The sequence below is a fragment of the uncultured Veillonella sp. genome, from assembly GCF_963522475.1.
Classification (GTDB): domain Bacteria; phylum Bacillota; class Negativicutes; order Veillonellales; family Veillonellaceae; genus Veillonella.
The window spans coordinates 25,364-37,257 of record NZ_CAUQYW010000017.1 but is presented as its reverse complement, the minus strand read 5'-3'; the positions used below and the strand labels follow the sequence as shown (position 1 = coordinate 37,257).

The following is an 11,894-nucleotide window of genomic DNA, read 5'->3' as shown; positions in this document are numbered from 1 at the left end:
ACTGACGATCTTCGCCGTGACAGGGCGACATGTTAACCGCTACACCACGGGGCCGCGTATCAACTCTCGTTGACTACTTGTACATAATACCATGGATTCTAGACCAATGCAACTATTTTTTGAAAAAATTTTATGAAAATTCTATTAAAATGATTGATTATATTTGATAATCTCCATTTTATAGCTTTTATAAGTGAAAATATTATTAGAATTACACATATCCATCTTATATCACAATAATTCGTCATATTCCATAATAGTCCAGATTATTATGCTCACCTTTACTAAATATGCTACAATATGTGTATATTCTCTAATAGATGAAAGGATTCACCATGAATAAATTTAACTCAAAAGGTGTAATTATTACCCTTATCATAGCTATTGTAGGGGCTTTAACAGTAGCATGGTATTTCTTATGGTATATCCCCCACACACCAGCATACACTCTAAAAATTATACATCAAGCAGTACAAGATAAAGATCCAGATGAAGCTTTACGCCACATAGATACAAAATCTATTGTAAAAAACATCTTGGAACGGGAAGGCAACAAATATATAGATACGTCTAACCCATTTGGTAAAGCTAGTATTGCAGCAGCTAAAACATTTGGTCCATCTCTAATCGAAGATGTAATAAGAAAATACATCGAAGATCCAGACAGCTTTAAATCTCAACCATCTACTACAGATACTACTAATACGGCTCAAAGCGATGACAATATGTCCATGGTCGATCGTCTTGTAGATGGTCGTCTCTTCAAAGGACATGATATAGAGGTAAAAAACATCAAATCTGAAGACGATGGAGATACAGCTACCGTAACAGTGACAATTCAAAATAATAAAAAGAATATGACAAAAGATATACGAGTTTTGATGCGCCATTTAGGCGATGGCACATGGGTTATATACGATATTCCAGATATGGAGGACTTATATACAGTGACTCGTAAATAGAAAGTAAAAAGTAATAAATAATAAGTAATTATTAGATTATATGGAACTAAAAAAGGGCAGTAGATACAAATAGTATTTACTGTCCTTTTATTATTACCTATGACACATATGATATATTATCTATTACCGATTAAAGTCCACAATGGCTAATGTTACGGTTACTTGTGAGATCAATCGTTCTGCATTATCCTTCATATCAAAACGCCATACATGCGAAGTTTTCCCTTTCACTAGTAGTGTACCATGAGCTGTTAAAGCCCCTTCGCATCGTACAGGACGCAAGTGATTGGCTGTTATCGATTGACCTACACCAAATTTGTCCGCTCCAATGAGTTCATTACTCATCATACCCGCAGCTATTTCAGCAAAGGCCAAGGTAGCACCACCATTTAGATAGCCTTGCGGTTGTTTATGAAAGTCTCCTAGGTTCATTTTAGCCACACATGTAATATCACTAGTCATACGAGGCTTTTCAATTTGTAAAGATTCAATCAAATTCATAGTGTTCGTTTCTCCACACAATATGCTTCTAATCTATCATCAAAAACAGTTACACCTAAGCCATCTCCATCTGGCACGTGCATAACCCCATCTTTAAATGTTAAGTCTGGATAGATAAGATCTCGTTCAAAATATCTATTAGAGTCAGATAAATCCCCCGCCATATAGGAATCACCTAGAGCCGCTAATTGAGCGTGCAACATTTTAGAAATGCCCGACTCTACCATACTCCCCACCCAATACGGAATATGACGTTCTCTACACAGATTAATAGCTGCCTTCGTCGGTACTAGTCCACCCATACGCCCTATCTTTATGTTGAGTACATCGATTAATCCATATTCAATAGCATAGGATAAGTCGTCATAGCCCAAGATGGACTCATCTAAACAAATCGGTGTTTCAATGTTCCAGTCATCATTGTTAAGATGTTCCCATTTCCACTCCTTATAGGCTTGAAGCGTTGTTATAGCAAAAGGCTCTTCTATACAAGCTAACTTCAAATCGTTAAATTGACGGATCTTATCAATATCATCATAAGAATAGCTTTGATTCGCATCGACTGCCAAGACTATATCTGGATAGTGCTTACGAACGATGGCCACTCGTTCGTAGCCATCTATAGGTTTTACCTTTAATTTAATGCGCTTACAACCATTTGTTACATGAGTTTCTACTGTATCTAACAATTGTTCCATCGGTACATCCCCGATAACAACACCACTTTCAATGGTATCTTGTAAGGGCTGCCCTATAATATAGGAAACAGAATTCACACCCAGTCTCTCACAATGAAGATTGATAAGGGCATTTTCTAAGGCTGCAATGGTCATAGGCATATGATCTCGATTTAGCCAGAACTGCAACTGACGTACATAGATCATAAGCGGTTTAGGTCGCATCAAGCGAAGATTAAAAATATAATCATCAACTAATGTTTTCCAACATGTATCTACAGTTTCCGCAGTATAGAATGGTTCTGTGAAAGCTACACACTCACCATACCCTACATAACCTTGTTGGTCCTCAATGCGGATGACAATGGTCTCGCGTTCCTTTACCTCGCCCTTAACAGTTTTAAAATTAAATTTCATCGGTAGCTTGAGACGATATGTAGTTATACTTTTAAAGTTTAAAATATCATTCATAAGCGCCTCAATCTTCTAAACGCAGTTTATTACGTACAATTTTACCTGTGCCATTACGAGGTAATGCAGGTAAAATTTTTACATATTTAGGGATTTTATACTTTGCCAAAGAATTAGTCATAAAGGATAGAATCTCATCAGACGTCATACTTTCACCATCGTGAAAAGCCACAAAGAGCGCTGGTACTTGCCCCCATTTAGGATCAGATATAGGTACAACCGCACATTCTTTCACAGCCGGCAATGTATAGACTAAATCCTCTAACTCCTTGGGATAAATATTTTCTCCACCAGAAATGATAAGGTCTTTGCGGCGGTTCAGAATATATACAAAGCCATCTTCGTCAACATAGCCGATATCATCGGTATTAAGATCACCATCAATAGGCTTCTTGTCGATATAGCCAGTCATAACCATAGGGCCTGTCAAATGGATTTCCCCTACTCCATCCGCATCAGGGGTATCAATGCGAATCTGCATTCCTGGTAATGGTCTGCCTACGGAATCTCGTTTATGAGGGTAATCCAATACAGAGAAAGTCACGCTTTGACTAAAGGTTTCGGTCATTCCATAGGTCTTGTAAATTGGTAAGGATTTCTTTTCACAAGCATCGATGAGAGCCATAGGAATAAACTCGCCACCTAGCAAAATAACACGTAATGTATGATGTGTAATCTTCGGTTCTAATTGAGTCAAAATTGTGGGTACGAGAGACATCATATTGATTTTCTCAGATTCAATGAGTTCTAAAACCTTTATCTCATCGTATTTAGGCAATATAGTGATAGCCGTTCCATTGTAAAGAGACCGCATCAAAATAGATAACCCACTTACATGGAACAGAGGTAATACCATAAGCCAATTATCTTGTTCGGTTTTACCTAACACCTCTTGAGACGCTTGTACATGAGCTCTAATTTGCCCCCATCGAAGGGGTACTGATTTAAACTGACCTGTTGTAGCGCTAGTGTTCATAATAGCTGCAATGTCTGTATCATTAAATGTCCAATCAAAGATATCTTCTAAAACTCGGTCAGATAGAATAGTTTCTAGAGGTTCAAACTCAATAGTACACATTGAATCAGATAGTTGATTACGCCGTTCTTTACTATGTAATACGGTGGTAACACCTAATTGTTTCAATTGGTTTTCTATCTCATTAGGCTTAAGATGTACATTAAGTAATAGTACCTCTTTATGAGCTAGCATAGCAGCCAACACATAGATTGCCATAGTCACAGAATTGTCCGATAAAATAGCCACACGAGAGGTTTTTAAAGGCACTAATTTGCGAGCTACATGGACTACCCCTCCATATATAGCCTTATAAGTATATTCGTTTATACATATGCGATTAGGATAGTGCTCTGCACCACACCGTAACCATTTCATCGTCTCACCTCGTATCTAAAGACATTACAAGAAAGGCGCCTCATATAGAGGCGCACTTATCGTTTGTACAATAAATCCCATTTCTAATAATAGACTAGCACTATTATTACGATTAAGGGAATTTAGGGAATTGTTTGAAGTTCGGTTTACGTTTTTCTTTGAACGCATCACGGCCTTCTTTTGCTTCATCGATTGTGTAGTACATCAATGTTGCGTCACCTGCAAATTGTTGTAAACCTGCAAGACCATCAGTGTCGGCGTTAAATGCACCTTTCAACATACGCAATGCCATTGGGGACAACTCAAGGATTTCATTACACCATTGAACTGTTTCTTCTTCCAATTTGTCGAATGGTACAACACAGTTAACCATGCCCATTTCATAGGCTTGAGCAGCTGTGTATTGACGGCAAAGGAACCAGATTTCGCGAGCGCGTTTATGACCGATCATGCGAGCCAAGTAACCTGCACCATAACCAGCGTCGAAGGAACCTACGCGAGGACCAGTTTGACCAAATTTAGCATTTTCAGACGCGATTGTAAGATCACATACGATGTGCAATACATGGCCACCACCAATAGCAAAGCCATTAACCATAGCGATAACAGGTTTTGGGATAACGCGAATCAAACGTTGCAAATCGAGCACGTTTAAGCGAGGTACATTATCTTCCCCTACATAGCCACCATGACCGCGTACGCTTTGGTCACCACCGGAGCAGAATGCTTCTTTATCTTCCCCTTGACCGTGGTTTGCACCAGTCAATACGATTACGCCTACTTCGTTATCTTCACGAGCTACTGTGAAAGCGTCGATTAACTCCATAACAGTTTTAGGACGGAACGCGTTACGTACCTGTGGGCGATTAATAGTAATCTTTGCAATGCCATTATATGTTTCGTAAATTACGTCTTCATAATTACGATCCAATACTTTCCAATCAAATTTGCTCATGGATGCTACCTTTCCTTATATAAAAAATCTGTTAAGGCCGTCATAAATGGGCCTGGCTTTTCTAAATGTACATTATGTCCTGCCCCATTAACGATGACTTGTTCGCAGTCCAGTACATTAGTAAACAATTCTTCTCCTATTGTAGTATATTTTGTATCAAGTGCGCCACTAATATACATACATGGCATAGATAATTCTGCTAATCGGTGACCTACATACGGCATGACACCTTGCCCCGAGCCACGCAATGTAGCAGCTAATGCATAGGGGCTATTATGGGCTCGACGTCGGAATAATTTATCTTGTACAACTGGTGGAAGTTGACGCTGGCTTTCAAAAATAGATATATCCGCCCATTTAGCGGCAAACCATTCTCCATCATTATCTTCTATAACTTGAGCCAATTGTTCATCAGCTATTTTACGCGCTTGTCGTTCTACCTCTGATTTAATACCAATAGAACCACTTTCTAAAATGAGTCTTTCAATTTCCGAACCATACTCAAAAGCATATAGCAAGGCTAAACGGGCCCCCATGGAGTATCCCATGAGGCAATACCTTTCACCAGCCACAGCTGAAATAACCGTATGTAAATCATTAAGCATGACAGGAATGGAAAAAGCCTTCTCATCCTCTGGAATATCTGAATCACCATGCCCCAGTGTATCGACACGAATCATTTGATACCCTGGTACAACGATGCCATCCCAAGTATATCCCGACTCGGAAAATCCATGCAGACACACGAGCGGCTTCCCCTTGCCAGCAATGGTCAATCCATAGCGATACTCGCCAAGATCAACATACATTCGAAGAGCAGGATTGTATATGGAGTTATCTATAATATTACAAGCATATTGGCTCATTGTAACACCTCCACATCAATAGAAATAGCCGTATATTTTTTATGTAATTCACGACTACCTTCTCGGCTTGTTGGAATTTCAATAATATGAACACCTTTTTCTTGATTAGCCTTAGTTAATACATCGACAAATTCATCAGGTCTAGATAGTTTAGTATAGTCACAGCCATAGAGTTTAGCAGCCCCGCTATAATCTAAGCCTTGCGATGTAGAGAACAAGTAATCAAAATGCTTTGTCCCCTTTTGAGGTAAGTATTCAAAAATACCGCCTCCATCATTATTATGCAAAATAATGGTTAAGTTTAAATTATGAGTTTTAGCTACAGCCAATCCATTCAAATCATGGAACAAGGATAAATCTCCTGTTACTAGATATGTAGGTCTACCATTTGCCGCTAGCCCTAGAGCGGTAGAAATAGTGCCATCAATACCATTGACGCCTCGATTACCGTAAAGAACTGCCTTAGATTCTCCACTAAACCAGAAGTAATCAAAATCGCGAATCGTCATACTATTGGCAACAAAAACTTGTCCATCCTCAGGGATGTGTTCTTGTAACTCACGTATGGTTCGGCCTTCAAAGCAATGAGACTCATCAATAGCTGTACTCAGTTGCTTTTTACCCTCTTGTTCTAACCGTTGCCATAATTTTAAGTACTTATCAGAGTTATTGTTTTTTCCATATAAATGGGTAAAGACATCAATACTAGCTTGCACATGCATCGTAGTTTTACCTGTTGGATTCATAGAGTCCATTGTAGGGTTAACCTCGATGTACTCCACATCAGTCCAGCTAGCAATCATCTGTTGCACTCGTTTTGACACAACAATTTGACCAAACTGAATTACACAATCTGGTTTCAACTCATGCCAAAGAGCTTGCCCTGCTAACAACGGATCATAGGTAGAAATTACAACATCAGATGTATTACAACCTCTCACATTAGACAGGGGATCCGCCAAAATAGGGGCTTGTAAAGCCTCCCCGAAGGAACAAATCGTATCAGCCTCATCTATATCAATCTGTGGGCCTGCTAGGATAAGGATACGCTCATATCTTTCAAGTAAATTATTAATCTCCTTTGTACTATCATTATCATGAGCAACATCAATAGCATTATTAATATGGGTCAAACGCTTTCTATTATCAAAGCCAAATACATTACTATAGTTTGGCTTAACCACTTTAAAGGAACTGCGACCAGCTTCAAAATGATTACGACTCAATTCTGGCACCAATGGTTCAAAGAGAGGCACATTAATATGGACAGGTCCTTTTTTAGTATCCATCGCTTTCATATAGGCCTTACGAGCCACTTGACGAGGATATGTATAATAGTGAGATTCTTGAGGCACCGCTAATGCTTCATAATAATTGACAGCAGTACCAAAGATTTTGTGCTGATCTACTGTTTGAGGTGCTCCTACATGCAATAGTGTATGAGGTCTATCGGCAGACAGTACAATGAGTGGCACTCCACTATATTGAGCTTCTAAAATAGCTGGCAAATAGTGAGCCACTGCTGAACCAGAGGTACATACGAGCACCGTTGGCTCTTTATGGGCCTTTGCAATACCAAGAGCCATAAACCCAGCAGATCGCTCGTCTATATTCATATAGGTTTCAAATCCTTCATGCTCCTTGAACAGCATGGCTATCGTCGTAGAACGAGAACCAGGGCTAAACACAGCATAACGGACGCCAAGTTGGTAGAACTCGTCTACCAAGGCAGCAATATATTCATTCATTATATTCCCTTTCAAACACCCCTAGATGTACGGAAACAATTATAAAGCATCCAAGATGGTGCGCATCTTATTATTAGTTTCAGCATATTCTTCATCCGCATCAGAATCGCCTACAACGCCACATCCTGCATAGGCATATAATACATTATCCATGATAAGAGCCGATCGAATAGCAACCACAACGATGCCGTCCCCTATATCTTTCATAAAGCCAAAAGGTGCTGCGTACATACCACGCTCATGGGATTCATACTTTTGTAATAAGGCTAGCGCCTTTTCTCGAGGTTCACCACCAAGGGCTGGTGTAGGGTGTAACAATTTAGCCCATTCCACGAGAGATTTTGTACTATCCTTTGCGGTAATTATGGTACGCAAATGATAGAGGTGCGATAACTCCATAATACCAGTTTCCCCAACCATAACATGTGGAGTAATTTGTTTCATCGTATTCACGATGCGATTGCGAACGATATTATGCTCCACAAGATTTTTCTCATTAGTTAGTAATTGTTCCTTAGTCCACGCATTAGGACCATCCTTTGGAGCAGTGCCCGCTAAGGCATAGCTTAATATTTCACTGCCACGATGGCGGACTAAAATTTCTGGCGATGCCCCTACAAAGGTACGCCCATCCTTTTCATAGCCAAAGATAAAGCAATTCGGATTATTATCTACCAAATTAGCCAAGATACTTGCCACATTATATGATGTTTCGCTAGTGAATTCCACCTCGCGAGAGGAGACGACCTTAGTCATCTCACCGCTGTTAATACCATTGGCAATAGCATTCATCAAACGGTTCCAATCCGCCTTATCATCACTGGTTTCTTTGTAATTATGATGAACTCGAGGCACCTCATAATTCTCAATAGGTACACTTTCACCAGCATGTAGATAGAAGGACTCTCCATTTTCTACGATGTAATAATGGGTGAAAGCAATCATTTCATGACCCATACCAGACCATTTAGGGTCTTTTAGGGTATCAAAAAAAGTATCCCCATAAAATACGTAGGCGTAATTATGGCGATCGTTATCATCTTTAACCGTCGCTAGACGTTTAGCGCCTACAACGATGCGGTCACTTTGGCGATCCACCCAAAACACACGTTCTTCATTGGGGAAATTCATCCAAAATGATACCGGACTATTCAATTTTAACGGTTCTTTGTTATATTTCATAGTTGTATGTCGCTATACGAAAAATAGACTATAGTAAAAACACCTAATATGTAGAAGATGTACTTCTACATATTAGGCGCCATCAATAGGTTTCAAAATTTTGAGATGAGCCTAACGCCATCACACGTCGATGGGCCCTCTTTATATCTATATTATTATAACATAGGTAACCATTAAAAGGTAGAAAATAAAAACCTCTACACCACATGCGCTATGCATAAATGTAGAGGTTTTTATATGTTTGAAATGCTATTATACTATTTTAAATACATGTTTACATAATTTAAAAGACCTTTAGTTTATTTGAAAGCTTTCGCCCCAATATCTGTACGATATTGCATGCCCTCAAAATTGATGTGTTCTATACGTCCATAAGCTCTATCGAGCGCTGTTCTAAGGTCTTTACCAAGACCTACAACGCCAAGAACGCGGCCGCCATTGGTCACATACTCGTCTCCAACGAGTTTCGTACCAGAGTGGAATACGATAGTTGTATCATGTTGTTTAATATCACCATGAATCACATCACCCTTGGAGGAGGTTTCAGGATATCCTTTAGAAGCAAGAATGACACAAGCTGCCGAGGAGTCTTTCCATTTCACCATATCAGCTGTTAATGTGCCTGTGGCAGAAGCCATCATGATTTGACCTAAATCACTATCAAGTAATGGCAATACAACTTGTGTTTCTGGATCGCCAAAGCGTGCATTAAATTCTACAACCTTAGGACCTTGAGTCGTAATCATAAGGCCTACATAGAGACAACCTACATAAGTCATGCCCTCTTTTTGCATAGCTGTCACCATAGGTTCTAAGATTGTTTTCATCGCTTCATCACGCAATGTATCAGTAAGCACTGGTGCAGGTGCATAGGTCCCCATACCGCCAGTATTAGGGCCTTTATCGCCATCAAAGATGCGTTTATGATCCTGGGAAGCAATCATAGGCACTACCGTCTTGCCGTCTACAAAGGCAAGTAAGCTAGCCTCTTCGCCTTTCATGAATTCTTCGATAACAACGGTACTACCTGCGTCCCCAAAGCGATTACCGCTAAGCATGTCTTCTACAGCTGCATTCGCTTCTTCCACGGTCATTGCTACTACAACGCCCTTACCTGCGGCCAAACCGTCAGCTTTCACTACGATAGGAGCACCTGTTTGACCGATAAATTCTTTTGCTTCATTTACCTTGTGAAATACACCATAGGCAGCAGTTGGTATGTTATATTTTTTCATAAGCTCTTTGGCAAATACCTTTGAGCCCTCTAGTTGAGCAGCTGCTTTAGATGGGCCAAATACAGGAATTCCAGCTGCATTGAGTGCATCTGCTAGTCCTGCTACAAGAGGAGCCTCTGGACCAACAACGACTAAATCAACGTGATTATCTTTCAAGAAGCGAATTAAATGATCGCTTTGCTGCCAATCAATGCCGACTAGCTCTGCACAATCTGACATGGCCGCACTGCCAGGAATGGCATATACCTTTGTTACGCTAGGGCTGATGGACAATCGCCATGCCAATGCATGTTCGCGGCCGCCGCTACCGATTACACATACTTTCATAAGTCCTCCATCGACGCCTAAACGCCATAAAATTAGTGTTTAAAGTGACGAATACTTGTAAATACCATGGCAATGCCCGCTTCGTCAGCGGCTTTAATAGATTCTTCATCGCGAATGGATCCACCTGGTTGGATAATGGCTGCAATACCATGTTTTGCCGCTGTTTCTACAGTGTCGCCGAATGGGAAGAATGCATCAGATGCTAACACAGCCCCTTTTGCAGCTTCACCAGCTTGTTCAAGAGCAATTTTTGCAGAACCAACGCGGTTCATTTGCCCCGCCCCAACACCGAGGGTGCGTTTTTCATTAGAAATCAAAATCGCATTGGATTTTACGTGTTTTACGAGCTTCCAAGCAAATTCGAGGGCCTTCCATTGTTCCTCTGTTGGTTGTACCTTTGTAACCACTTTATAGTTAGCGCGGTCTTCTTGGATATCATCTTCTGTTTGTACTAATAGACCACCAGAAACCTTTTTCACTGTTACTTGTCCAGACTCAGGTTTAGATAACTCGATGAGTCGAATATTTTTCTTTCCTTCCAGGATTTCTAATGCTTCTGTTGTAAAAGCAGGTGCCATAATGACTTCTAAGAAAATTTTGCTCATTTCTTCTGCCGTAGCTGCATCTACTTCACGGTTTAAAGCTACAATGCCGCCAAAGGCAGAAACGGAGTCTGCTTCATAAGCATTTACATAAGCATCATGTAGTGTATCTGCTGTGGCTGCACCACAAGGATTTGTATGCTTAATGATACATGCTGCAGGATTCGTAAATTCCCACACCATATTCCACGCTGCTTCCATATCTACGATGTTGTTATAGGAAAGCTCTTTACCATGGAGTTGTTTCAAAGCCCCCATGCCATGAGCTTTGCCAATTTCTTTGTAGAATGCCGCTTGTTGATGCGGATTTTCGCCATACCGAAGGTCTGTTACCTTTTCATAAGCACTTAAATATTCTGGAGGTGTAGGACCTTCGTTTAAGACACCACTCATATAGTTAGCAATGGCTACATCATAAGCTGCAGTATGAGCAAAGGCTTCCTTTGCCAGACCAAAACGATATTCTTTGGGCAATTCACCATGTTCTTTAAGCATCGTTATAATTTCATTATAATGGTTTGGATTTACAACGATGCCCACATACACATGGTTTTTCGCAGCAGAACGCACCATGGTAGGACCGCCGATATCAATATTTTCAATAGCTTCCTCTAAGGATACATTTGATTTGGCAATGGTTTCACGGAATGGATAGAGATTGACAACAACAAGGTCAATTGGTTCAATACCATGATCAGCCATAGCTTTTTGATGTTCAGTATTATCGCGAATTGCCAAAATACCACCATGAACCTTGGGATGCAATGTCTTTACACGGCCGTCCATCATTTCAGGAAAACCAGTCAAAGTCTCAACCGCTTTTGCTGCAATACCTGCATCAGTTATGGCTTTAAGAGTCCCACCTGTGGAATAAATGGTTACACCTAATTCAACTAAACCTTTTGCAAAGTCTACAATACCTGTTTTATCGGAAACACTAAGTAATGCATTTTTAATCATCTAACGTCTTCCTTT

General features: G+C 40.1%; 10 protein-coding genes. 1 reads left to right on the top strand and 9 read right to left on the bottom strand.

Features of this window, described 5'->3' with window-relative positions; translation table 11 throughout:
* Positions 1-335 precede the first annotated feature (335 nt).
* Positions 336-962: a hypothetical protein gene (locus tag RWP19_RS08635; RefSeq protein ID WP_314357331.1), complete on the top strand. Its 627-nt coding sequence runs from the start codon at positions 336-338 to the stop codon at positions 960-962.
* Positions 963-1,085: 123 nt separating this feature from the next.
* Here the strand turns inward: RWP19_RS08635 and RWP19_RS08630 are convergent, their stop codons facing one another.
* From RWP19_RS08630 to purH, 9 genes are all read right to left on the bottom strand, one after another.
* Positions 1,086-1,463, bottom strand: a complete 378-nt coding sequence (locus RWP19_RS08630; RefSeq protein ID WP_314357330.1) for a PaaI family thioesterase — start codon at positions 1,461-1,463, stop codon at positions 1,086-1,088.
* Positions 1,460-2,611 carry an o-succinylbenzoate synthase gene (gene menC, locus RWP19_RS08625; protein WP_314357329.1) on the bottom strand — a complete coding sequence of 384 codons (1,152 nt, stop codon included), beginning with the start codon at positions 2,609-2,611 and terminating at the stop codon, positions 1,460-1,462. The genes RWP19_RS08630 and menC overlap by 4 nt, the downstream gene beginning before the upstream one ends.
* A 7-nt stretch (positions 2,612-2,618) precedes the next feature.
* Positions 2,619-4,004 (bottom strand): o-succinylbenzoate--CoA ligase, encoded by a 1,386-nt coding sequence (menE, locus tag RWP19_RS08620; RefSeq protein ID WP_314357328.1) that lies wholly within the window; start codon positions 4,002-4,004, stop codon positions 2,619-2,621.
* A gap of 112 nt (positions 4,005-4,116) precedes the next feature.
* Positions 4,117-4,959 carry a 1,4-dihydroxy-2-naphthoyl-CoA synthase gene (gene menB, locus RWP19_RS08615; RefSeq protein WP_314357327.1) on the bottom strand — a complete coding sequence of 281 codons (843 nt, stop codon included), beginning with the start codon at positions 4,957-4,959 and terminating at the stop codon, positions 4,117-4,119.
* Positions 4,960-4,964: 5 nt separating this feature from the next.
* On the bottom strand, positions 4,965-5,825 hold the full coding sequence (gene menH / locus RWP19_RS08610; protein ID WP_314357326.1) for a 2-succinyl-6-hydroxy-2,4-cyclohexadiene-1-carboxylate synthase: 861 nt from the start codon (positions 5,823-5,825) through the stop codon (positions 4,965-4,967).
* Complete coding sequence (gene menD / locus RWP19_RS08605) at positions 5,822-7,573, bottom strand: 2-succinyl-5-enolpyruvyl-6-hydroxy-3-cyclohexene-1-carboxylic-acid synthase (RefSeq protein WP_314357324.1); 1,752 nt, start codon at positions 7,571-7,573, stop codon at positions 5,822-5,824. The genes menH and menD overlap by 4 nt, the downstream gene beginning before the upstream one ends.
* Positions 7,574-7,612: 39 nt before the next feature.
* On the bottom strand, positions 7,613-8,755 hold the full coding sequence (locus tag RWP19_RS08600) for an isochorismate synthase (RefSeq protein ID WP_314357323.1): 1,143 nt from the start codon (positions 8,753-8,755) through the stop codon (positions 7,613-7,615).
* 299 nt (positions 8,756-9,054) lie between these two features.
* Entirely contained in the window at positions 9,055-10,317 is a 1,263-nt protein-coding gene (gene purD, locus RWP19_RS08595; RefSeq protein ID WP_314357322.1) for a phosphoribosylamine--glycine ligase, read from the bottom strand.
* A gap of 32 nt (positions 10,318-10,349) precedes the next feature.
* Positions 10,350-11,879 (bottom strand): bifunctional phosphoribosylaminoimidazolecarboxamide formyltransferase/IMP cyclohydrolase, encoded by a 1,530-nt coding sequence (gene purH / locus RWP19_RS08590; protein ID WP_314357321.1) that lies wholly within the window; start codon positions 11,877-11,879, stop codon positions 10,350-10,352.
* Positions 11,880-11,894: the final 15 nt, after the last annotated feature.

Bases quoted from the DNA above. Each gene is read 5' to 3' on its own strand.
- RWP19_RS08635 (WP_314357331.1), top strand. From the start codon at position 336: ATGAATAAATTTAACTCAAAAGGTGTAATTATTACCCTTATCATAGCT.
- RWP19_RS08630 (WP_314357330.1), bottom strand. From the start codon at position 1,463: ATGAATTTGATTGAATCTTTACAAATTGAAAAGCCTCGTATGACTAGT.
- menC (WP_314357329.1), bottom strand. From the start codon at position 2,611: ATGAATGATATTTTAAACTTTAAAAGTATAACTACATATCGTCTCAAG.
- menE (WP_314357328.1), bottom strand. From the start codon at position 4,004: ATGAAATGGTTACGGTGTGGTGCAGAGCACTATCCTAATCGCATATGT.
- menB (WP_314357327.1), bottom strand. From the start codon at position 4,959: ATGAGCAAATTTGATTGGAAAGTATTGGATCGTAATTATGAAGACGTA.
- menH (WP_314357326.1), bottom strand. From the start codon at position 5,825: ATGAGCCAATATGCTTGTAATATTATAGATAACTCCATATACAATCCT.
- menD (WP_314357324.1), bottom strand. From the start codon at position 7,573: ATGAATGAATATATTGCTGCCTTGGTAGACGAGTTCTACCAACTTGGC.
- RWP19_RS08600 (WP_314357323.1), bottom strand. From the start codon at position 8,755: ATGAAATATAACAAAGAACCGTTAAAATTGAATAGTCCGGTATCATTT.
- purD (WP_314357322.1), bottom strand. From the start codon at position 10,317: ATGAAAGTATGTGTAATCGGTAGCGGCGGCCGCGAACATGCATTGGCA.
- purH (WP_314357321.1), bottom strand. From the start codon at position 11,879: ATGATTAAAAATGCATTACTTAGTGTTTCCGATAAAACAGGTATTGTA.